The organism is Aliiroseovarius sp. S1123 (assembly GCF_023015885.1).
Lineage (GTDB): Bacteria > Pseudomonadota > Alphaproteobacteria > Rhodobacterales > Rhodobacteraceae > Aliiroseovarius.
On the sequence record NZ_JALKBE010000001.1, the window covers coordinates 45542 to 67841 of the forward strand.

General features: G+C 60.5%; 24 protein-coding genes. 15 read left to right on the top strand and 9 right to left on the bottom strand.

Annotated elements, in window-relative coordinates; all coding sequences use genetic code 11:
- Positions 1-7 precede the first annotated feature (7 nt).
- The 3 genes from MWU53_RS00195 to cobU are packed head-to-tail and all read right to left on the bottom strand — an operon-like array spanning position 8 to position 2082.
- Positions 8-901, bottom strand: coding sequence for a glutathione S-transferase (locus tag MWU53_RS00195; protein ID WP_247089072.1), 894 nt, complete (start codon positions 899-901; stop codon positions 8-10).
- 57 nt (positions 902-958) lie between these two features.
- Positions 959-1543 carry a histidine phosphatase family protein gene (locus MWU53_RS00200; RefSeq protein ID WP_247089074.1) on the bottom strand — a complete coding sequence of 195 codons (585 nt, stop codon included), beginning with the start codon at positions 1541-1543 and terminating at the stop codon, positions 959-961.
- Positions 1540-2082 (bottom strand): bifunctional adenosylcobinamide kinase/adenosylcobinamide-phosphate guanylyltransferase, encoded by a 543-nt coding sequence (gene cobU / locus MWU53_RS00205; protein WP_247089076.1) that lies wholly within the window; start codon positions 2080-2082, stop codon positions 1540-1542. Before cobU ends, MWU53_RS00200 begins: the two co-directional genes overlap by 4 nt.
- Before the next feature lie 82 nt (positions 2083-2164).
- Here cobU and MWU53_RS00210 point away from each other — a divergent pair, with 82 nt between their 5' ends.
- The 5 genes from MWU53_RS00210 to MWU53_RS00230 all read left to right on the top strand — a co-directional run bounded on the left by MWU53_RS00210 (position 2165) and on the right by MWU53_RS00230 (position 6973).
- A complete protein-coding gene (locus MWU53_RS00210; protein ID WP_247089078.1) occupies positions 2165-2950 on the top strand; it encodes a ChaN family lipoprotein in 786 nt (261 codons plus the stop codon).
- Between the two features lie 66 nt (positions 2951-3016).
- Positions 3017-4216 carry a bifunctional phosphopantothenoylcysteine decarboxylase/phosphopantothenate--cysteine ligase CoaBC gene (gene coaBC / locus MWU53_RS00215; RefSeq protein ID WP_247089080.1) on the top strand — a complete coding sequence of 400 codons (1200 nt, stop codon included), beginning with the start codon at positions 3017-3019 and terminating at the stop codon, positions 4214-4216.
- Positions 4217-4265: 49 nt separating this feature from the next.
- Complete coding sequence (gene dut / locus MWU53_RS00220) at positions 4266-4730, top strand: dUTP diphosphatase (RefSeq protein ID WP_247089088.1); 465 nt, start codon at positions 4266-4268, stop codon at positions 4728-4730.
- 1 nt (position 4731) lies between these two features.
- Positions 4732-5763 carry a molybdopterin-synthase adenylyltransferase MoeB gene (gene moeB / locus MWU53_RS00225; protein ID WP_247089090.1) on the top strand — a complete coding sequence of 344 codons (1032 nt, stop codon included), beginning with the start codon at positions 4732-4734 and terminating at the stop codon, positions 5761-5763.
- A gap of 286 nt (positions 5764-6049) precedes the next feature.
- Positions 6050-6973 carry a hypothetical protein gene (locus MWU53_RS00230; RefSeq protein WP_247089092.1) on the top strand — a complete coding sequence of 308 codons (924 nt, stop codon included), beginning with the start codon at positions 6050-6052 and terminating at the stop codon, positions 6971-6973.
- 202 nt (positions 6974-7175) lie between these two features.
- Here the strand turns inward: MWU53_RS00230 and MWU53_RS00235 are convergent, their stop codons facing one another.
- On the bottom strand, positions 7176-7424 hold the full coding sequence (locus MWU53_RS00235) for a ParB N-terminal domain-containing protein (RefSeq protein WP_247089094.1): 249 nt from the start codon (positions 7422-7424) through the stop codon (positions 7176-7178).
- A 165-nt stretch (positions 7425-7589) separates the two neighbouring features.
- Between MWU53_RS00235 and MWU53_RS00240 the strand changes: the two genes are divergently transcribed.
- Positions 7590-9608: a M3 family metallopeptidase gene (locus tag MWU53_RS00240; RefSeq protein ID WP_247089096.1), complete on the top strand. Its 2019-nt coding sequence runs from the start codon at positions 7590-7592 to the stop codon at positions 9606-9608.
- Here the strand turns inward: MWU53_RS00240 and MWU53_RS00245 are convergent.
- Both MWU53_RS00245 and MWU53_RS00250 read right to left on the bottom strand, forming a co-directional pair.
- Positions 9605-10516, bottom strand: coding sequence for a cation diffusion facilitator family transporter (locus tag MWU53_RS00245; protein ID WP_247089099.1), 912 nt, complete (start codon positions 10514-10516; stop codon positions 9605-9607). The genes MWU53_RS00240 and MWU53_RS00245 overlap by 4 nt on opposite strands.
- 45 nt (positions 10517-10561) lie before the next feature.
- Entirely contained in the window at positions 10562-11032 is a 471-nt protein-coding gene (locus tag MWU53_RS00250) for an SH3 domain-containing protein (RefSeq protein ID WP_247090486.1), read from the bottom strand.
- 185 nt (positions 11033-11217) lie between these two features.
- Here MWU53_RS00250 and MWU53_RS00255 point away from each other — a divergent pair, with 185 nt between their 5' ends.
- From MWU53_RS00255 to MWU53_RS00275, 5 genes are all read left to right on the top strand, one after another.
- Entirely contained in the window at positions 11218-12204 is a 987-nt protein-coding gene (locus tag MWU53_RS00255; RefSeq protein ID WP_247089104.1) for a D-glycerate dehydrogenase, read from the top strand.
- 6 nt (positions 12205-12210) lie between these two features.
- The gene (locus MWU53_RS00260) at positions 12211-12744 is read left to right on the top strand and encodes a hypothetical protein (protein ID WP_247089115.1); all 534 of its coding nucleotides are present in this window, start codon (positions 12211-12213) and stop codon (positions 12742-12744) included.
- A 1-nt stretch (position 12745) separates the two neighbouring features.
- Complete coding sequence (locus MWU53_RS00265; protein ID WP_247089117.1) at positions 12746-13402, top strand: hypothetical protein; 657 nt, start codon at positions 12746-12748, stop codon at positions 13400-13402.
- 109 nt (positions 13403-13511) lie between these two features.
- On the top strand, positions 13512-16016 hold the full coding sequence (locus tag MWU53_RS00270; protein ID WP_247089119.1) for an FAD-dependent oxidoreductase: 2505 nt from the start codon (positions 13512-13514) through the stop codon (positions 16014-16016).
- 123 nt (positions 16017-16139) lie between these two features.
- Positions 16140-16505 (top strand): GFA family protein, encoded by a 366-nt coding sequence (locus MWU53_RS00275; protein WP_247089121.1) that lies wholly within the window; start codon positions 16140-16142, stop codon positions 16503-16505.
- Between the two features lie 3 nt (positions 16506-16508).
- Here MWU53_RS00275 and MWU53_RS00280 read toward each other — a convergent pair whose 3' ends face one another.
- Positions 16509-17105 carry a DUF937 domain-containing protein gene (locus MWU53_RS00280; protein ID WP_247089123.1) on the bottom strand — a complete coding sequence of 199 codons (597 nt, stop codon included), beginning with the start codon at positions 17103-17105 and terminating at the stop codon, positions 16509-16511.
- 409 nt (positions 17106-17514) lie between these two features.
- On the opposite strand from MWU53_RS00280, the gene MWU53_RS00285 reads away from it, so the two are divergent.
- From MWU53_RS00285 to MWU53_RS00300, 4 genes are read left to right on the top strand one after another with little or no spacing between them, the layout of a single operon-like run.
- Entirely contained in the window at positions 17515-17919 is a 405-nt protein-coding gene (locus tag MWU53_RS00285; protein WP_247089125.1) for an SxtJ family membrane protein, read from the top strand.
- A 29-nt stretch (positions 17920-17948) separates the two neighbouring features.
- Positions 17949-18098, top strand: coding sequence for a DUF5989 family protein (locus MWU53_RS00290; protein WP_240686454.1), 150 nt, complete (start codon positions 17949-17951; stop codon positions 18096-18098).
- Positions 18099-18104: 6 nt separating this feature from the next.
- On the top strand, positions 18105-19940 hold the full coding sequence (locus tag MWU53_RS00295; RefSeq protein WP_247089127.1) for a carbamoyltransferase: 1836 nt from the start codon (positions 18105-18107) through the stop codon (positions 19938-19940).
- Between the two features lie 34 nt (positions 19941-19974).
- Positions 19975-21270: a GDSL-type esterase/lipase family protein gene (locus MWU53_RS00300; protein WP_247089129.1), complete on the top strand. Its 1296-nt coding sequence runs from the start codon at positions 19975-19977 to the stop codon at positions 21268-21270.
- A gap of 4 nt (positions 21271-21274) precedes the next feature.
- On the opposite strand, the gene trxC is transcribed toward MWU53_RS00300, so the two are convergent.
- Entirely contained in the window at positions 21275-21715 is a 441-nt protein-coding gene (gene trxC, locus MWU53_RS00305) for a thioredoxin TrxC (protein ID WP_247089131.1), read from the bottom strand.
- Positions 21716-21775: 60 nt separating this feature from the next.
- Entirely contained in the window at positions 21776-22201 is a 426-nt protein-coding gene (locus MWU53_RS00310) for an Lrp/AsnC family transcriptional regulator (RefSeq protein WP_247089133.1), read from the bottom strand.
- Positions 22202-22300: the final 99 nt, after the last annotated feature.

Genomic DNA, 22300 nt, shown 5'->3' on the forward strand with positions numbered 1-22300 from the left:
CAAAAGGTTAATCGCGCCCGGTTCCTAGCTGTGCCGAGACCATCGCCATGAAGGCGGGCCATGCCTCGGGATCGTTCACGGTTTTGTCGCGGCAACCCGGATTGCAGAAGCCCCAGACCTGTCCGTTCAGCTTCAGATAATCGGTGACCGGATCGCCGGAATAGGGGCAGGCGTCGTTGATCGACGGGCCACTACAGGCGACGGCCACCAAGGGGGCGGGGCCGGGCCAGTCCGACAGGGGCAACCCGTCGATATAGGGCACCGGATCATAGGATTTCAAAAGCCCCATAGCACGCCAGCGGCGAAAGGCCGGATCTGCCAGATGCGCGGCCACATAGGCCTGCGCGTCGGCGCTGACCGGCAAGCTAAACCCGGCAATCCGCGCGGCCACGGGGGCATAGAACACATCTGCCAGCGAGTAATCACCGAACAGCCAAGGGCTGTTGTCACGACCAAATTTCGCACGTGCAATCGACCAGAGTTCTTCGATGCGGGTCAGATCGGCCAAAACCGACTCGGACGGTTCAAATCCCTCGACAACGCCCAAAAGTTGCATCGGGCAATCGCCGCGCAACGCGCCAAAGCCAGAGTGCATCTCGGCCACCAGCCACCGCGCCAGCGCACGGGCGGCCGGGTCTTCGGGCCAAAGACCAGCATCGGGGTGACGCTCGGCCAAGGTTTCGGCCATCGCCAGAGTATCGCCTACCGGAACGCCGTCCGGCGTCTTCATGACTGGCACGAACCGCGCTGGCGCCAGTTCGGCCAAATCTTCTTTCAACGTGCCGCTATAGAGGCCAGCCAAATGGGTGCGGAAGGGGATGTTGAACGCTTCGAACATCAGCCATCCGCGTAGGGACCAGCTGGAAAACGTCTGGTCGCCGATATAAAGATCATAACTCATAGGCTTAGATTAGCGAGACGTGGCCTGCGCGCAATTTCCCATTTGTGACGTAGCTGTTCACGGCAGGTGATTGATCGCCTCAACTGACCATGCCGCTCCGTCCCAATGCAGTCGCGTGACTGACAGGTTGTCGATCTTATGGCCAAGCGCGTCATAGGCCGTCATGCGGCCCGCCTGTGCAATCTGGGTCAGGATCACACCGAAATGGGCCACTGCGATGACGTGCCGGTGGCCTGCGCCATTCAGCACATCCACCACGCCGGACACGCGCGCAGCCAGTTGGTTCCAGCTTTCGCCCCCCGGGGCCACGTGATCCCCCGGCGTTTCCCAAAAGGCGCGTGACAGGTCCGGATCGCGGGCCGAGACCTCTTGCCAGCCCAACCCGTCCCAGTCACCAAAGTGAAACTCGCGCAGGTCGCGGTGATGTGGCAGGCGTGTCCGCCCATCCCCGATCGCGTCCGCTGTAGCCGAGGCACGGATCAGATCGCTTGAGATCACTGCCGCGCTATCCGGCAGATGATCCGACAATCGTGCCAAGGCGGCCTTGTCTGACAGATCCGCTGGCAGATCCCGCCAACCCACCATGTTCTTGGCATGGGTCGGGCCGTGACGCACCCACCACCATGTGACAGGCGTGGTCATGGCGCACCTTCGGGCAGAGTACCCTTCAACGCCAAGGGGAGACCGGCCATTACCGTGACCACCAGATCTGCCCGCTGGGCGATGCGCTGGTTCAGCTCTCCTTGCGCCTGCCGGAACCTCCGTGCCAGTGCGTTTTCCGGGACGATCCCTGCGCCGACCTCGTTCGAGACGACAACCACCGGGGCCGCGCAGTCGATCATGGCTTCGAACAGAGTGGTTTCCGCCGCGCCCAGATCGGTTTCTGCAAACAGCTGGTTTGACAGCCACATGGTCGCGCAATCGAACAGAACGACTTCGTTCGCGTGCGCGCAGTCAAGGGCCACGGACCCCTCCAAGGGCGCCTCAATCGTGCGCCAACCGTCACCCCGTCGCGCTTGGTGGCGGGCGATCTTGTCGTCCATCTCGGCGTCAAAGGACTGCGCCGTGGCGATGTAAAGCATCGGGCGACCGGTGGCAGCAACCAGCCGTTCGGCATATTCCGACTTGCCGGATGCCGCGCCGCCCAGCACGAGGGTTAAGGGGGGAAGTGTCATGCTCATCCATCTGACGTGGCATTGCGACACATGGCGCGTCAAGGCGAAAGCGCTTGAGCGCTGCGTGCCCGCCCCCTAGCCTGATCTTATGAAACAGTTGTTGTTTGCCCTGATCTTGTCTGCTGCGCCCGCCTTAGCCCAGCAGGCCGCGCTGACTGCGGACGACCTGTCGCGCCTGAAGGCGGCGGATGTCGTCCTTCTGGGCGAAGTGCATGACAACCCTACCCATCACGAGATGCAGGCGCAGATCGTGCAGGACGTGGCCCCGGCTGCGCTTGTGATCGAGATGTTGGGGCAAGCGGACGCCACCACCTTGGCCGCCAATCCCGCCGCGTTCGCAGAGCGCTGGGCACAGACCGGATGGCCTGACTTCCAGATGTATCTACCGATTTTTCAAGCGCATGAGGGCCCGATCATTGGGGCCGCCGTCCCCCGCGATGTAGCGCGCGCAACGTATGCGGATGGGGTCACGGCGCATTTTCAAGGGGATGCGGCGGCCTATGGCTTGACGGATGCGTTGCCCGAGGATCAACGGTCCCAGAGGACCGAGTTGCAGTTTCAGGCCCATTGCGAAGCCATGCCGCGCGAGATGATGGGCGGTATGATCGAGGTGCAACGTCTGCGCGATGCCACGCTAGCCGCAGGGGTGGTTCAGGCCGTCGCCGACACGGATGGTCTGGTGGTGGTCATCACTGGAAACGGCCACGCGCGCAAAGATTGGGGCGCGCCTGCCTATCTGGCGCGGGTTGCGCCGGATCTGGACGTGATCTCGGTCGGGCAGGGCGAGGATGGCGTGCCGCCCGAAGGCGGGTTTGACATTGTTCTAGACGCGCCAGCGCCGGACCGCCCGGATCCATGTGAACAGTTCAAATAGAAGCTGCCCATTGAAAGGCAGGCTGCGGTCCCGTAACTGTTTGATTGTACTTCAAAGGGGATCCCCATGCTGGCTGGCAAACACATCCTTCTGATCATCGGCGGCGGCATCGCGGCCTTTAAATCCTTGGACCTGATCCGGCGCCTGCGTGAACGCGGGGCCGAGGTCACGCCCGTGATCACCAAAGCCGGGCAAGAATTCGTGACGCCTCTGTCCGCGTCCGGACTTGCGGCGAACAAGGTTTACACCGATCTGTTTGACCTGACCGACGAGGCCGAGATGGGCCATATCGAATTGTCGCGCGCTGCCGATCTGGTGGTGGTCGCACCTGCCACGGCCGACCTGTTAGGCAAGATGGCGGGGGGGCTGGCGAACGATCTCGCCTCGACCCTGCTGATGGCGACGGACAAGCGTGTGCTGGTCGCGCCCGCAATGAACGTGCGCATGTGGGAGCACCCGGCCTGTCAGCGCAATGTTGAAACTTTGAAAGGCGACGGCGTGTTGTTCGTCGGCCCGAATGATGGCGCGATGGCCTGTGGCGAGTTCGGTCCGGGTCGCATGTCCGAACCGCTCGAGATTGTGTCTGCCGTTGAAGCTGCGCTGATGGACGGCCCTTTGAAGGGCAAGCATGTGCTTGTGACCTCGGGCCCGACGCATGAGCCGATTGATCCGGTGCGCTACATCGCCAACCGATCATCGGGCGCGCAGGGCACCGCGCTGGGCCGCGCCTTGGCCGCGCTTGGTGCGGATGTGACCTTTGTCACCGGCCCCGCCGACGTGCCCCCGCCCGAGGGCGTGAAGGTGGTAAAGGTGCAATCTGCGCAAGAGATGTTGAAGGCCGTGAAAGCTGCGCTTCCTGCTGATGCTGCGGTCTTCGCCGCTGCTGTGGCCGACTGGCGTGTCGCCTCGGCGTCGAATAGCAAGATCAAGAAAGATGCCAAGGGCAGCTTGCCGGTCCTGAAGTTTGCCGAGAATCCGGACATTCTGGCCAAGGTGTCCAAGATGAAGAAAGGGCGTCCGTCGTTGGTCGTAGGATTTGCTGCGGAAACCGATGACGTCATGGCAAATGCCACCGCGAAACGTGAGCGGAAGGGCTGTGACTGGATCGTCGCCAATGATGTCAGCCCGGAAACCGGGATCATGGGTGGAAGCGAGAATGCGGTGACGTTGATCTCTGAGGGCGGCGTCGATGTTTGGCCGCGTATGGGCAAGGACGACGTTGCCCGCCAGCTTGCCGTACGGATTGCGGATGCGTTGGCGGATTAGATGTCATGCCTCCGGCGGGGATATTTGAAGCAAGAAAATGAGAGGGCCGATGCCACAGATCAATGTCGTTCGTGAAGAGGGGGCAGATGCCTCTGTAGCGCTGCCCTCCTATGAGACCGCCGGGGCGGCTGGCGCCGATCTGCGTGCCAATCTGCCCGATGCGGATCGTGCCGAAGGGTGGGTTCTTGCCCCGATGGAGCGCCGCATCGTGCCTACCGGGCTGCGCGTCGAGATCCCCGAGGGATACGAGATGCAAATCCGGCCTCGGTCTGGTTTGGCGGCAAAGCATGGCGTGACGCTGGCCAATGCGCCGGGCACGATCGACAGCGATTATCGCGGGCCGCTTGGGGTGATCTTGATCAATCTTGGGGCAGATCCCTTCACCATCGGCCATGGCGAGCGCATCGCGCAGGCGGTGATCGCCCCCGTGGTACAGGCGGACTATGTCCAGGTGGATGCGCTGGGTGACACGTCGCGTGGGGCTGGTGGATTCGGGTCGACAGGGCGGGGTTAAGATGTCTTGGGTCCTTCTGACATTGGCTCTGATCTGGTTGGGCGGCGCTTATTTGCGGTTTACCAAAGCGCAACGCTGGTATCTGACGGGGCTTGTGGCCGCGGTTGTTTTGCTGAGCTTCGCGGTGCTGCCCAGTGGCAACCCCATCGCCGCCGGTCTGGGGGGCAACTTCACCATCTGGGCGGTGTTCTTTGCGATGATCGGGCTGGCCGCGCTTTACGGGCGCGGGCTTGCGTGGTTGAAATCCCGCGTGCCCGATGCGCCGACGGCAGACACAGATGATGGCCCCTTCACGGATACTGAACTGGACCGCTATGCCCGCCACATTGTGTTGCGCGAAATCGGTGGGCCGGGGCAGGTGGCGCTGAAAGAGGCCCGCGTGCTGGTCATCGGCGCTGGGGGGCTGGGTTCGCCCGTGCTGCTGTATCTGGCGGCGGCCGGGGTTGGCACCATCGGCGTGATTGATGACGACGTGGTCGATAACTCGAACCTGCAGCGGCAAGTGATCCACCGTGATGCTGACATCGGCATCCCCAAAGTCTTCTCGGCCGAGGCCGCGATGAAGGCGCAAAATCCCGCCATCGAGGTCCGTCCGTATAATCGCCGTTTGACCGAGGATGTCACGGACGAGCTGCTGGCCGAGTATGACCTGGTCGTTGAGGGCTCGGACAACTTCGAAACGCGATATCTGGTGAACCGCGTAGCCGCCAAGCTGGGCAAACCCGTCATCGGCGGTGCGCTCAGTCAGTGGGAGGGGCAGGTGTCCACCTTCGACCCTGCAAACGGCGCGCCTTGCTATCAATGCATCTTCCCCGAGGCCCCGGCCCCCGGTTTGGCGCCGTCCTGTTCAGAAGCCGGCGTTGTCGGCCCGCTGCCTGCCATCATCGGTGGCATCATGGCAACGGAAGCCGTGAAAGAGATCACCGGCGCGGGCGAGGGCCTGCGCGGCCGGATGCTGATCTATGACGCGATGTATGCGGAAACGCGGGTGATCAAGACCAAGCGGCGCGAGGGGTGTGAGACCTGTGGGTGAGGCGGCGGTGGCGTCTCTGTGAGGAGAAAGGCCCGGTTACAATGTCTGCAATGAGCCCATATCGGAAGTGCTCCGGAACTTACCTTCGCATGTGCAATAACGAAACCCACCGACGCCATCAGTTGCATCGCAGCAAAAAAGCGGCCGTTCGTTATCGGCGCAGCGAAACTTAGAGAGCCTATAACCTTGTTGCGGGACAAACGCGCTGACTACTCTTTCGAAATTTCTTGTCCACGAAGTGGATGCGGGCCACTGTGCTACGATAGACCAATTGGTAGGATAGAGAATGACATCGTTTGTATGGCAGATTGTTGGAATGGTCCTGCTGTTTGGGACCGTCTGGCTTGGAAACTTTCTCTGGCGCCATCGCCTTGGTCACAGACCGTCCAGAGTTGAGGCGCTGGCGGCATTTGTTTTGCTGGGAACGCTGGCTGGAGGGTTTTGGGGTGCATTTGCCTGGTGGCAGAATCTTCCTTACGCTTTTTCTTGGCCCTTGCCCGGACTGGCAGCCCGAATGTTGGCCGCGGCCGGTTGGTCTTTTGCGCTGGCCTCGGCTCTCGCACTCTGGCGGCCGTATCCGACGCATCTTCGCTTGGTGCTCTTGATGCTATGGGTCTATTTGGCGCCTCTGACGGCTGCCATTCTTACCCAACATTTGGACCGCTTCGATTTCACGCGAGAGGTCACCGTAGCTTTCTTCATTATTGTTGTACTTTTGTTGGTGACGAGCTCTTTCTCGCTGCTCGCCCTGCCACGACAAGATCTAGGCACCGAAGAGCCCCCCAATTCTCTTTCTTCCTGGGCCTTGGGGCTGATCGGAGCTGTGGCCGGATTATGGGCTGTGACTTTGTTTTTGAAACCCGACGGTCCCTGGCCATTGATTTGGCCCTGGCCAGGCGACGCACTGACCACGCGTTTGATTGCCTCGATGTTCCTGACCATAGCGGTTGGCGCGATAGCCGCACGACCCGACCAACAACTGGGACGTACGGTCTTTTGGACAACGATCACATATGGTGTGGGCGTTGTGATCGCCGGAGTCGCGCATGTGATGACTGCCGAGCCGTCACCGATGGGATACTCGGACGTGACTTGGCCGAAATCCTACATGACGGTGTGGGGCGTATTGGGTGCCATTGCAGCCGTTGCACTGGTTGGCTCTTGGCGTTCTGGTGTCGGAAATCCTAGACAGCGGTCCAGAGATGTCTGATCGGATTGCTAACATCAGAATTGGGATCTCAACGGCCCTTTTACCCCTTCGGTCAGGATTTCTCGCGTTGAATGGCCGCTATTGGAAACTGTGCTGCACCGCCACGATACGTTCAGCGATTTAGTTGAAGCGAGGAGGCGAACATTGCTGCATCAGCATCAGGCGGCTTCGTCCCGCACATCCTCCATCAGCATCAACCAAATTAGTGCAGTCGTGCGTGCACCTTGTAGCCCTCGATCGTTTCCTCACCCAGCAGCTTCATGGCCTCAAGACGGTGTAACCCTTCGATCAAGACATAGCCTTTGCTATCCTCGCGAACGCGGATCGGCGTAAGCTGTCCGTTCTCCAGAATATCCTCGGCCAATGTCATGGCTTTCTCTGCCTCTAGCGTTTTCACGCGCTTGGCCGGCACACGAACGGAAGCGATGGGGAGCGGTTCTTTTTTAAGCATGTCCCAAGCCTGCACGCTGTCACGCGAATTAGCCAGCGCTTTCGAACAAAGGCTCAGCCCCGCATTACCAAGACCGGCAAAATTCTCTTCCACCTGAGCCAAAACACCGGCCCCCTCTGGCAATCCGCCCCGCATCCCCCTAGCTTCCCCTCAAAGGAGATCCCCATGACCAACCCGCTTCTGTCCGCTTGGGACACGCCCTTTGAGCTGCCGCCGTTTGACCTGATCTCAGACGCCGATTTCGAACCGGCTTTCCACGCCGCGTTGGACGACACCCGCGCTGCGATTGCAGCGATCACGGACACCCCGGACGCGCCCACATTCGCCAACACGATCGAGGCGTTGGAGCTTGCAGACGCGCCGCTCGACCGGGTGTTGGGTGTTTTCTACAACGTGGCGGGGGCCGACAGCAGCCCTGCGCGCGAGGAATTGCAGCGCACGTTCTCGCCCTTGCTTGCGGCGTTCTCGTCCGAGGTGACGATGAATGCGGATCTGTTCCAGCGGATCGAAACGCTGTGGCAATCGCGCGATACGCTGGGATTGACCGATGAACAGGCGCGCGTGCTGATGCTGACCCGTCGCCGGTTCGTGCGCTCTGGCGCGCTTTTGGAGGGTGCGGATCGGGATCGGTTGAAAGAAGTGTTGGAACGTCTTGCTTCATTGGGGACCGAGTTCACCCAGAACCTTCTGGCGGACGAACGCAGTTGGTTCATGCCTCTGGCCGAAGGCGACTTGGACGGTTTGCCTGAATTTGTAACCGATGCCGCCCGCGCCGCCGGGGCGGAAAAGGGCGTGGACGGGCCTGCTGTGACGCTCTCGCGCTCGGTCATCACGCCGTTTTTGCAGCATTCGACCCGCCGCGATCTGCGTCAGAAAGCGTACGAGGCCTATACCGCACGTGGCGCAAATGGCGGCGACACAGACAATCGCGCGATTGCCACGGAAACGCTGGCGTTGCGCGAGGAGCGCGCGCACCTGTTGGGCTATGACAGCTTCGCGGCGTTCAAGCTTGAGACCGAGATGGCCGGCACGCCTGACCGGGTGCGCGATCTGCTGATGCAGGTCTGGGAACCCGCCCGTGCGGCGGCCAACAAAGACGCCGCCCGCATGACCCAGATGCTGCACGCGGACGGCCATAATGGCGATCTGGAGCCGTGGGATTGGCATTTCTATGCCGAGCGTCGGCGTGAGGCCGAGCATGATCTGGATGAGGCCGAGATCAAGCCGTTCCTGCAACTCGACCGCATGATCGAGGCGTCGTTTAACACCGCAAACCGTCTGTTCGGGCTGGAATTCGCGCCCTTGGATGTGACGCTCTATCACCCTGACGCCCGCGCGTGGGAGGTCACACGCGATGGCCAGCATGTCGCGGTCTTCGTGGGCGACTATTTTGCCCGTGGGTCCAAGCGGTCCGGCGCGTGGTGTTCGGCGATGCGCAGCCAGCAGAAGCTGGCCGGGGACATCCGCCCCATCGTGGTGAATGTCTGCAACTTCGCCAAACCGGAAGACGGCCAGCCCGGCTTGCTGTCTTGGGATGACGCCCGCACGCTGTTCCACGAGTTCGGCCACGCTCTGCATCAGATGCTGTCCGATGTGACCTATTCGTCGATTTCCGGCACCTCGGTCGCGCGGGACTTCGTCGAGCTGCCCAGCCAGCTTTACGAACACTGGCTGGAAGTGCCCGAAGTGCTGGGCAAGTTCGCCACCCACGCCAAGACCGGCGCGGCGATGCCGAAGGCGCTTCTGGACAAGCTGTTGGCGGCCTCGACCCATGACACCGGGTTCCAGACGGTCGAGTTCCTGTCTTCGGCCATTGTCGATCTGGATTTCCATGACGGCAAAGCCCCGGCTGATCCGATGGCGGCGCAGGCGGCAACGCTGGACCGTATCGGCATGCCCGCGGCGATCCGCATGCGCCATGCCACGCCGCATTTCGCGCATGTGTTTGCGGGCGACGGGTATTCGTCGGGCTATTACAGCTACATGTGGTCCGAGGTGATGGACGCCGACGCCTTTGACGCCTTCACCGAAACCGGCGATGCGTTCGACCCGGCTATGGCCGAAAAGCTGGAAGAGCATATCCTGTCGAAAGGTGGATCGGTGGATGCGGCGGACCTATACACCGCGTTCCGGGGCCGACTGCCCGGCGTTGAACCGCTGCTGAAAGGGCGCGGATTGGCCTAAGCTTTTTGGGGGTCGTCTGGATGCGTTTCGACCCCCACCGGATCCTTGTGGATCAGTACATCGGTGTTCGGATAGGCCCGCAGAATGGCGCGGCGCAGGCTGGCGCCGATCGCATGCGCCTCGTCCAGCGTTTGCGTGCCATCTAGTTCGATATGCAGGTTGATAAAGGTGATCGAGCCCGCCCGGCGGGTCTTCAGATCGTGAAAGCCGTGGATGCCAGGATGGTCGCGGGCAATGGCCTCGACCCCTTCGATCACGGCTGGATCTGCGGCGCGGTCCATCAGCGCGTCCCATGCGGTCTTGAAGATGCGGAGTGCACCCACGGCCAGCATGATCGCGGCGCCGATGGCGACGACACTGTCGATCTGCTCCATCCCGAACCAGGCAGCAGCCCACAGCGACAGGATCGCGCCGATATTGGGGATGAGGTCGCCCAGATAGTGCAGACTGTCGGCCTTCACCACGGCAGACCCGGTGCGCGTGGCCACGTGGCGCTGCCACAAAACCAGCGCAAGCGTCAGAACGATGGACACGGCCATGACGAAGATGCCGCTTTCATGGGACATGATCGGGGCGGGCTCGCCCGACAACAGCCGTGCGACGGCGGCCCACGCAATGACCCCGGCCGAGACCAGAATGAATAGGCTTTGACCTAAGGCGGCCAGATCCTCGGCCGAGGAATGACCGAAGGCGTGATCCTCATCCGCGGGGCGCGAGGCATACCAAATCGCGGCAAGCGCCCCTAACGACACCATCAGATCCATTGCGCTGTCGGCCAGCGAAGCAGCCACGGACAAGGCCTGCGTTTCGCCAAGCGCCCAAAGTTTCAATGCTACAAGCGTCACCGCGACTAACGCAGAGGCGGCACCCGCGGACAGGTTCAATTTGGTGTCGTCAGGTTTGTTCATATGTCTGGGCTAGCTCAGGCGGGCGAGGCGTGCAAGTTGCGACCGTTACTTGATCTCTTCATCCGGGCCAACGCCCCAGATGGTGTCCTTGGTGGTCCAGCCGCGAATGCCGTCGGCTTTCAGGCGGCACCAGTCTGGTCCACAGCTTTCGATTCGCGCGATCACACCAGCTTCGAGATAGGCGTTGATTTGACTTTCCGGATCCGCGCGGCTGTAGAGCGGCATCAGGTCTTGATCGACAATCGCGGTGCGCGCGCCGGACAGAAGCGAGTAATGGACCCATCCGCCGACGCCGTCACGATCCTGAACTTGCCGCCAATGCTCGTATTCGCCGGTAACGCGCAGCGGCATGCCGCGCTGTTTGAAGACCCAGTCGATCCGGTGGCGCAGAGACGGACCTCGCCGCACGTTGCCTTCAGACCCTTTCAGGGACACGAAACGGGGAATCGGCAGGTTGGTGACCGAACCGCGCTCGCCCCCGGTTTCGGTTTGCGCAAATCCTGCTTGCACGGCCATGCACATAGCCAAAACAGGAACCGCAAAACGGATGCCAAATCGAAAACTCACACTGATCTCCTGCTGCCCAACACCGCCCGCGCAATTTTATTTCGTCTGCGATCCGGAGAGAGCTTGTACCTTGCCTCGTTCCTTGTCACTTTGTCAGGGACACGCGCAAAAGAAAAGCCGAAGGGAGGGCTCGCATGAGTGCTGAACGTCTAAGTGTTGTCGTGACGCGACGGTTGCCCGAGGTTGTCGAGACCCGGATGATGGAACTGTTTGATGTCGAGCTTCGGGACGATGACAAACCGATGAGCCAGGCCGAGCTTGCCGACGCGATGAAGCGTTGCGATGTGCTGGTGCCGACCATCAACGACCGGATCGACGCCAACATGCTGGCCGGCGCGGGCGAACGCCTGCGATTGATCGCCAACTATGGCGCAGGTGTGGACCACATTGATGTGGGATCGGCCCGTCAGCGCGGCATTCTGGTGTCCAACACGCCGGGCGTGTCTGCCGATGATACAGCGGACATGGCCATCGCACTGATTCTCGCTGTCACCCGCCGTTTCCCAGAGGGCATCCGCACTATGGCCTCGGGTGAATGGGAGGGCTGGTCGCCCACCGCCATGCTGGGCCGCCGCATTCAGGGCCGCCGCGTTGGTATTCTGGGTATGGGCCGCATCGGTCAGGCCGTTGCCGCCCGTGCACGCGCCTTTGGCATGCAGGTGCACTATCACAATCGAAAGCGGCTTCATTCGCAGATCGAAGAGCAATTCGAGGCGACCTATTGGGAAAGCCTTGATCAGATGGTTGCGCGGATGGACATCCTGTCGATCAACTGCCCGCACACGCCGTCGACCTTCCACCTGATGAACGCGCGCCGCCTGAAGCTGATGAAGCCGGATGCGGTGATCGTGAACACCTCGCGCGGGGAAGTGATCGACGAAAACGCGCTGACCCGGATGCTTCGGTCGGGCGAGATCGCGGGCGCAGGTCTGGACGTTTACGAGCATGGAAACGAGATCAACCCCCGTCTGCGCGACTTGCCCAACGTGGTGGCTCTGCCGCATATGGGCTCGGCCACGGTCGAAGGGCGCGTCGAGATGGGCGAGAAGGTACTGATCAACATCAAGACCTTTGCCGATGGTCACCGCCCGCCAGATCAGGTCGTACCGGGAATGTTGTAATCCGCAATGCGCCGCCTGTTGGCCCTTCCCGTGATGGTCGGCTTCGCCTGTGTGCTGGCCGGGGTCTATGGTATTGTGCACAACCAGATCAGCTTCACGATCGGGCCGGACTATTTCTATGCGCTGAAGTTCCCTCAGTTCCGCATTCCTGAGCTTTTGCAAAGCCGGGTGGGGGCTGCCTATGTCGGCTGGCAGGCCAGCTGGTGGATGGGTTTGGTGATCGGCATTCCGATTGCGGTTATGTCCTTGGGCATTCCGTCGCCCACACAGGCGCGCCGCGTCTTTTTGCGCGCGGCGGTGCTGGTGGTTGCCATCACGCTTGCGCTGGGGGTGGTGAGCCTCGCCTTTGAGCCTCCGATGGACCACATCCCGGTGCCAGCGTCCGCCAAAGATCCTATTGGATACGGGCGTGCGGCAATGCTGCATGACACTTCGTATTTGGCGGGACTGATCGGTTTGGTCGTTGGGCTGATCTATGTCGGGGCGCAGGTGCGCGCCGCGCGTCGGAAAGCTTTGAAGGCGCCCTCAGAGGGGCAATAGCATGTTGAAATACGTCGCTCTTGTCGCATTGGTCAGTTTGGCCGCCTGTTCACGTCCGCTGTCCGAGAACGAAGTCCAGATGTCACAAACCCTGTTCGGAGACACTCTGGACACCAGTAAAGTCCGCGTGCGGACCGGGATCGGCCTCTTGCCCCTGCCAAGGCCCAAGCCGATTCCCGAAGACGCACCAAAGGCCGCGCCCCGCGACATCCCGAAAACTGTCTGCGATCGTGTGCCCCAGCCGGACCGGGAATGGGAGTTTCCGCCCGGATTCGCGTTGTGGAATCAGATCTATCTGAAACGCGCGCTGTATCGCGACGATATGTTCGCGGGCTGGCCCAAAAGCCTGCCCATGCCCCACGCGCTTATAATGGCGCACGAACTGGTGCATGTCTGGCAATGGCAAAACCGCGATCGTACGGGCTATACCCCCACCAAATCAGGCGCCGAAAGCTTTCAGCCGGGCGACCCATATTACTGGCCGGGACGCGAAGCAGGTGCCTTTCTGTCCTACAACTTCGAAGCACAGGCGGCCTTGGTCGAAGACTATATGTGCATGACGCTGTTCGTCCCCGATCATCCCCGCCGCAAGGAAATCGAGGCACTGATCACGCCCGTGATCCCCGTGGACCAGTTGTCTGACGCGTTGGGGCGTTGAATCCGCCACGTATGTCGTTTTCATTCTGTGTAAGGTCGGGCAGGTTCGGACCTGACCGCTGCCTTTCGGCATCTATGATGCAACAGATTTTTCCCAAGGGAGTCGCCCCATGAAAACCAATGTAAAAGCGCTTGTCGTCGGCGGTGGTGCCGTCGGTACGTCGATCGCCTATCACCTGGCCAAAGCTGGCTGGGATGATGTGATGCTGATCGAGCGTGACGAGCTGACCTCGGGCTCGACCTGGCACGCTGCCGGTCTGCTGCCGCTGTTCAACATGTCCTATGCGACGACCCACATCCACGACTACTCGGTCAAGTTCTACAAAGAACTGGAAGCCGAAACCGGCCTGAACGCGGGCTTCGCCGTTGTGGGCAACCTGCGCATGGCGCAGACCGACGAGCGTATGGATGAATACCAGCTGTATGCCTCGACCGCGGATACCGTTGGCATCAACTATGAATTCCTGACCCCGGATCAGATCAAAGAGCGTTGGCCGCTGATCGAGACGTCGGACCTGAAGGGCGCGCTGTACCACACCGAAGACGGGTATATTAACCCAGCAGACGTGACGCAGGCGATGGCCAAAGGTGCCCGTCAGCGTGGCGTAGAGATCGTCCGCAAGATGCAGGCGGACGACTTCCACTGGACCGGCACCCACTGGGAAGTCACCTGCACCAAGATGGTGGAAAAAGGCGGCAACCTGATCGAGAGCGACGAGAAGGTGGTGATCACCGCCGAGCACGTCGTGACCGCATCGGGCAACCACGCACAGCGCACCGCCAAGCTGCTGGGCATTAAGATGCCTGCCATCCCGGTTGAGCACACCTTCATCGTCATGGACAAAGATCCCGAGCTGGTGAAATGGCGTGAAGCTGGCAACCCCGAGCACCCCGTTGTGCGCGACGCAGACAACGAATCCTATGCCCGTGAAGAACGCGGCGGCTGGATCCTTGGCATCTATGAGCGCGGCGCACCCGCCCGCTTTGAGCATGGCGTACCGGACAGCTTCCGCGCCGACCTGTTCCCGCTGGATCTGGACCGCATCGCAGATCAGTACATGGCGATGGCCGAGCGCGTGCCGTCCTGTGCTGAATCGGGTCTGAAAGACGACTTCAACGGCCCGATCTGCTACACCCCCGACGGCAACCCGCTGGTGGGCCCGGCCCCCGGCCTGCGCAACATGTGGCTGGCGGAAGGGTTTAGCTTCGGGATCACCGCTGCTGGCGGCACCGGCTATTACCTCGCCCAGATGATGGTCGATGGTGAGGCCGAGATCGACATGGCCTCGCTTGACCCCAAGCGTTACTCATCGAACTGGATGACCACCGAGTTTGCAGCCCGCAAGAACGAAGAATGCTACGAGCACGTCTACATCCTGCACCACCCCGATGAAGAGCGCCCGGCATGTCGCCCGCTGCGCACCTCGCCCGCCTATGACCGCCAAAAAGAAAAAGGCGCGCAGTTTGGCTGGGTGAACGGTTGGGAACGCCCGAACTACTATGGTCCGATCGATGCGCCGTCGAATTTCGATGAAGAAGCACGCTCGTTCCGTCGCGGTGGCTGGTGGCAGTACGCCGTGGACGAGGCCAAAGCTGTGCGTGAAGGCGTTGGCCTGATCGACGCAACCGCCTTCACCAAGCACGTCGTCAAAGGCCCCGGTGCGACCCAGTTCCTTGACTGGTTCACCTGTAACAAACTGCCGCGCGTTGGCCGGATCAACCTGACCTATGCCCTGACCTCGGCAGGCACCACCCGCACCGAATATACCATCGTGCGCAATGGCGAGAACAACTACTACCTCGTCTCGGCCGGTGCATGGACCGAGTACGACGCCGACTTCCTGCGCAAGGCGGCCGAGGACAAGATGGACGAGTTCGGCTATATCGAGATCCAGGACGTGACCACCCAGTGGGGCGTCTTCGCCATCGCTGGCCCGAAATCGCGTGACGTTCTGAAAGAGATCATCGTCGACGCAGATCCGGAAAACGCGCTGACCAACAAAGCGTTCCCGTGGCTGTCGGCCAAGCAGATCGAGCTGGGCATGTGCCCGGTCAACGCGATCCGTGTGGCCTATACCGGCGAACTGGGTTGGGAACTTCACCACCCGATCGAGATGCAGAACTATCTGTGGGATCTGCTGACTAAAGCTGGCGAAAAGCACGGCATGAAGCTGGTCGGTGCCCGTGCGCAAAACTGGCTGCGTCAGGAGAAATCCTATCGCGCCTTCGGCACCGAGCTGGGCCGCGACGCGACCCCGGCCGAGGCCGACCTGCCGCGCTTTATCGATCTGGAAAAAGACTTCCACGGCAAAGACGCCATGGTGGCAACCGGCGTGCGTGCGAAGTGCTGCACCCTTCTGATCGATGGTCCGGATGATGCGGATCCGTGGGGCCGCGAGGCGCTGTTCCTCGATGGCAAGAAAGTGGGTCGTCTGACCTCGGGCGGCTATTCGGTCGCGTTCGAGAAGTCGATCGGCATGGGCTATCTGCCGCCAGAACTGGCGGTGCCGGGCCAGAAGCTGAAGGTCAAGATCATGGGTGGTCTTTATGACGCCGAAGTCACGGTCGACAGCCCCTATGACCCGAAAAACGAAACGATCCGCGTCAACGGCTGATCGGTTCAGAAATAGATTGAAGCGGCCCCCAAGCGGGGCCGTTTTTGTTTGCGCCGTTGACGTAATGTTCTCTTTTTGTTCTTGTGTGCTCAAGTATCCAAATGACACGCAAAGGAGACAGCTATGGCAGAGAAGATCAACGGGTCGTGCCATTGTGGGGCCGTGACGTTCGAGGTAAGTGCGCCGAAGTTTGCCGTCTCGTGTAACTGTTCCATGTGCCGCCGCTATGGCGCGCTTTGGGCGCATTGCCCACCCAATGATGGGGCGATCCTGACGGGGCAGGAGCACACGAAAACCTACAGCTGGGGTGATCACATGATCGACTTCCACGCCTGTCAGACTTGTGGCTGCATCACCCATTGGGGGCCGGGGGAAAACGCCGATCAGGAACGGTTCGCGGTGAACCTGCGCATGGCGCCGCTTGAGGTCATGAACGCGTTGACTGTCCGCCACTTTGACGGGGCGGACAGTTTCGAGTTTCTGGACTAAGCCTTATTTGGTCAGCTTTTCCATGATGTCGTCCACGATCGACCCATCCCCATCGGCATCCAGCAGTGAGGTCAGCGCGGACAGGTCGGGGCCGCTTTGCTGGCTGCCACCCAGAAGGCCGCCGACAAGCCCCATCAGCCCGCCGCCCGAGCCCTGTGATTGCGCCGCTTGCAGTGCATCGATCGACGCATCCGGCATCTGTTTTTGCAGACCACCTTGGGCCATCGCGCCCAATGCGGGCAGGAAGGCCATGATTTGTTCCATGCCAATTCCGGTGCGTTCAGCTGCTTGTTCGGCCAGAGCGTTGGTGCCGTTGTCACCCAGCAGGCCGTTCAGGAAATTCGCGCCTTGCGCTGCGCCTTCGGGGCTGGCCGCTTGGGCGGCGTCGTCAAACATTCCGGCCTGTGCTTCGCCTTTCAGCGCGCCCAGAATGCTGTCCAGCCCACCGCTTTCGGCTTGCTGTTTGGCGGCCTTGCCGATCACCGGGGCCAATAGGTTGGTCAGGTCCCCGGCCTGGGCCTGGTCCAGACCGACCTGTTCTGCCAGAGCCGACAGGCCCTGACCATTCTGTGCTTGTTGCAGTAATTGCAAAAGGGACATGGTGTTCTCCTTGTCTAAGTTGCAGACAGAATGACGTGCAGGCGACGCTGACTTAAGGGGAAAGCTGGGCGTTTCGTACCCACGCGGCGTTTTGGCTGGATCGAAATCGGAACAAGATGATTGTTCCAGACACAGTCTGCTGCCACCGGGATGAGTGTCTCAATCCCGTTCTCGCGATGCACCAACCCGCCGTTGCAGCGCTCATCAACTCCACCAAGAAAGCTGTTTTGCGCATCGATTCCGCCCCTGCTTCAAGGGCGTTCTTGGGTGGGATTGCAGCGTGGCAAAGATGGGTGGCAACAATACTCGGACACAGCCCGCGACATCTGCGCCATGCGCACCTTCGGCAGGGATTTTGCGATTTTCTAGAAATGGGTTACGCTCGTCCCAGTTTGCGAGGCAATTTTTTATGTCTGAACATATTTCGAAAACTGACGTGACCATGGGGTCCGATAGAAGCTTTGGCTTGGTCTTTGGCAGCGTTGCTGCGCTGATCACCTTGTATCTGTTGATCCGCGGCGGGGCGTATTGGTCAATCACGGCCGCGCTGGCGGCGGGCTTCTGTGTGCTGGCGCTTGTCCGTCCGGGGTTTCTGAATCCACTGAACAAGCTGTGGTTCAAATTCGGCCTGCTGTTGCACGGGGTCATCTCGCCCGTAGTGATGTTTTTGGTCTTCGTGATCGCCTTCGTGCCAATCGCGCTAATCTTCCGGGCGAAGGGCAACGATCCTTTGGACCGAAAGCTTGATCCCGATGCACAGTCATATTGGAGGCCGCGGGAGGTCAAACCGGAAAGTATGTCCCGGCAATTTTAGTAACGATTTCTTAATGGGTGGAGTAAAACATGTCATTTCTTGGAGAGCTTTGGTCCTTCCTGCGGGTCAGAAAGAAGTTCTGGCTGGCACCTGTCTTTTTGATCCTCGTGATTTTCGGGGGATTGATTGTCCTCAGCCAAGGGTCGGCTATTGCACCATTTCTGTATCCACTGTTCTAATGTGATATGACCTATATTCTTGGTATCTCGGGGCTATATCACGACAGTGCAGCGGCCCTGATCCGTGACGGCGACATCCTGGCAGCGGCGCAGGAAGAACGATTTACGCGGCAAAAACATGACGCGCGCTTCCCCGAGCGCGCGATCCGCTATGTTCTGGACGAGGCAGGCATAACCCTGTCCGACGTTGATCACGTGGCCTTCTATGACAAGCCGTTTCTAAAGTTTGAACGACTGCTTGAAACCTATGTGGCGACCGCGCCGCGGGGCTTTTCTTCGTTCCGGGTGGCGATGCCGATCTGGCTGAAGGAAAAGCTGTTTCTGCGCCGGTTTCTGGTGAAAGAGCTGCAGAAGATGTCGCCCAAGTTCGACATGTCGCAGCTGTTGTTTTCCGAGCACCACATCAGCCATGCCGCAAGCGCCTATTACCCGTCCCCGTTTGACGAGGCCGTGGTGCTGACCATTGACGGTGTGGGCGAATGGGCGACGACCACCTTGGGCATCGGACGCGGAAGCGATCTGGAGATCCTGAAGGAAATCCACTTCCCGCATTCGCTGGGCCTGCTCTATTCCGCCTTCACGCATTACACCGGGTTCAAGGTGAACTCGGGCGAATACAAGGTGATGGGCTTGGCGCCCTATGGTGTGCCCAAATACAAGGACCTGATCCTCGAGAAAATGGTCGATGTGAAAGAAGACGGGTCCTTCAAGCTGGACCAGCGCTATTTCAACTACACGGCCGGTCTGACCATGACCAACAACGCCTTTGCCAAGGTATTCGGCGAACGCCACCGTGCGCCGGAAAGTGATCAGTTGACGCAGTTCCACATGGATATCGCGGCCTCGATCCAGGCGGTGACGGAAGAGATCGTTCTGCGCATGACCCGCGCGGCGGCCAAGGAATACGGGATCGAGAACCTGTGCATGGCGGGCGGTGTCGCGCTGAACTGCGTGGCCAACGGCAAGATCCTTCGCGATGGCGCGTTCAAACAGCTGTGGGTGCAACCTGCCGCCGGGGACGCTGGCGGTGCGGTCGGTACCGCGTTGGCAGCGTGGCATCAGGAACTTGGTAATCCCAGCCTGTCGCATGACGGGGACCGGATGAAAGGGGCCTATCTTGGGCCATCCTATGACACCGAACAGATCTGTGCGGACCTGGACAAACTGGGTGCGGTCTATACCACCATGACCGAGGATCAGATGATCGCAGAAACCGCTGCCGCCATCGCCAATGGCAAGGCCGTCGGGTGGTTCCAAGGCCGCATGGAGTTCGGGCCGCGTGCGCTTGGGGGCCGGTCAATTCTTGGCGATCCCCGCTCGCCCGAGATGCAGAAAACCTTGAATCTGAAGGTGAAATACCGCGAAAGCTTTCGCCCCTTTGCCCCGTCCGTCCTGCGCGAGGATGTTGCGGACTGGTTCCAACTGGATGACGACAGCCCCTATATGCTGATCGTCGCGGATGTGGCCGAGGCGCGCAAGAAACCGATGAGCGCCGAGGACGAGGCGCTGTTTGGCATCGACAAGCTGAACGTTCCCCGGTCGGAAATCCCGGCGGTGACCCATGTGGACTATTCGGCGCGGATCCAGACGGTGCATGCGGACACCAACCCGCTCTATCACCGGCTGATTACGCAGTTCAAACGGATGACGGGCTGCCCGGTCGTTGTGAACACCTCGTTCAATGTGCGAGGCGAGCCGATTGTCTGCACACCCGAAGACGCGTTTCGCTGCTTCATGGGGACCGAGATGGATGTGCTGTCCATCGGCAATGTGATCCTGCGCAAGCCCGATCAGGATCCCGCGCTGAAAGAGGACTATACGTCGAAATACGAGCTTGATTGATGAAGCGTACGCGTTGCGGAAAAGGTGTTTTGGTATGATTTCGCGGATTGGATCGATCCTGTGTCTTATCGTTGCCGGATATTTTCTGGCCACGGCAGGCTATGCGTTGCTTCATGCCTCGGACTATGCGGTCGGCACGGCGCGGGTGATGCGCTATGTGATTGTGCCGGGCGTGATCGGAGTGATCTTCCTGCTGGTGGCGCTGCGGGCGAAAAGCGACCGGAAGCTGTTGGTCGGGATCTATGCGTTTTCCGCGCTGATCGGGCTGTTCGCGTTTGAGGCGCTGTTGACGTGGCGCTCTATTCAGGGCGCCGTTGGGTTGTCGGGGTTCATACAGGATGATGACGCCTCGTATGACCGCTATAAGCGCACCATCCCGCCATCCTATACGTTGAAGGCGCTGAACCGGGATCTGGGCGTGACCTCGATGGCCGAGATGCTGACGGGCGCCGTGCCGGGGGAAGAGGTTCTGTTGTGCGCGCGCAATGGACAGCCGGTGACATATGTGGCGGATCGCTATGGCTTTCGGAATCCTGATGCGGTGCATGATGCTCCGGTCAATCTGCTTCTTTTGGGGGATTCTTTCACCGAAGGTATCTGCTTGCCCGAGGGCGAGGATATCGCCAGCCAGATCCGCGTCAAAGAGCCCGCGGTGGCGAACACAGGTTCGCGCGGGGCCGGACCGCTTTTTGAACTGGCTGTGTTACGGCGGTGGGGACCAAAACTGCGTCCAGCGCAATCCGTCATCTTTTTCTTCGAAGGCAATGACTGGCAAAATCTGGACGGCGAACTGAGCCTCGGCTTTCTGACCGATGCGCTGGACCCAGCGAAACCCGTGGGGCCGGTAGAGAGCGCTGCAAACAGCACAGAGGCGGTCGAGCGCGTGTTGTCCGGTTGGTGGAGCGAACAGCGCCAGTCGCTAGAAGGCTACCTAAGCCGCAGGTCGTGGCAGCGGAATTTTCTGGCGCTTCAGCAGTCTGCACTGGTGATGGGGATTCACTATCCCAAGGCGACAGCGGATAAGCCCGAATATCTTCAAATCCTACGTGCTGCGAAAGCGACCGTGGACCAGTGGGACGGCGCGCTGACGCTTGTCTACGTCCCTCAGGTGGACCGGTTCGTCGGGCTTCTGCCCAGTGCCACCGTCTATGATGAGCTGCGCAATCGCGTGCGCGACGCGGCGGGGCAGGCCGGACTGGATTTTGTCGACATGGTGCCGGTCATTGCCGCACAGTCTCCGCCCAGATCGGTCTATGCCGCTGATGGCCATTTCAACGCTTTGGGTGCGCGCCTTGCCGCTGACGCGGTGCTGGCGCAAATGGGGAGGTGAGGCGTCAGAGCCGCGCCTTCGACCGCACGAATTGCTCGATCGCGGGGGCGGGAACGGCGCCAGCCTGACGGGCGACTTCTTTGCCGCCTTGAAACAGGATCAGTGCCGGAATGCCGCGAATGCCGAACTTGCGCGAGACATTCGGGTGGTCCTCGGTGTTGATTTTGGCAAAACGGGCGTGTGGTGCAATCGAACGGGCGGCCTGCTCAAACGCCGGGGCCATCATCCGGCAAGGCCCGCACCACGGCGCCCAGAAATCCACCAATAGCGGCGTGTCGTCATTGCGCTGGGCTTTGGCCAGCGTTGCAGGATCCAGTTGACGAACCTTGCCGTCATTCAGCTTGGCCCCGCAGGTGCCGCATTTCGGCCCCGCCGACAGTTTGTCTTTCGGTACGCGGTTTACCGCGCTGCATTCAAGGCAGGTCATTTTCAGGGCGGTGGACATCTCGGGCTCCATTAATATTCCGTAAGTTGCATATGTGTTCTGCGTGCAGGCAGATCAAGATCAAACCGTGCTGAGAAGAATGCTGGTTTCGCTGTTGGTGATGCCCTCGACCACGCGGACCTCGCGCAGGACGCGGTCGAAATCGGTCAGGCTGTCAGCGGTCAGTTGCGCCACCAGATCCCACTTGCCATTGGTCGAGTGGAGCGACCGCAGCTGCGGCAACCCGCGCAAACGTTTGATCACGGCGGTGGTCGAACGCCCCGAGACCTCGATCATCATGATCGCATGTACCCCGTCCGGCCCGTGATCCTGTCGCGCACGAATGGTGAAGCCCAGCACCGCGCCGCTGTCCTGAAGCCGGTCCAGCCGAGACTGCACCGTGGCGCGCGAGACACCAAGGATCGTGGCGAGTTTCGAGATCGGCGCCCGCCCGTCTTCGCGCAGGATGGAAATCAGTTCTCGGTCTAGGTCGTCGAAGGTATGCATGACAAAATGATATATATAGCTTAGCAAATTGTCAAAAATGGAACCCACAGTTTTGCAATAATGAAATACTTTGTGAAATAGTGTGGTTGTTAATCTGTT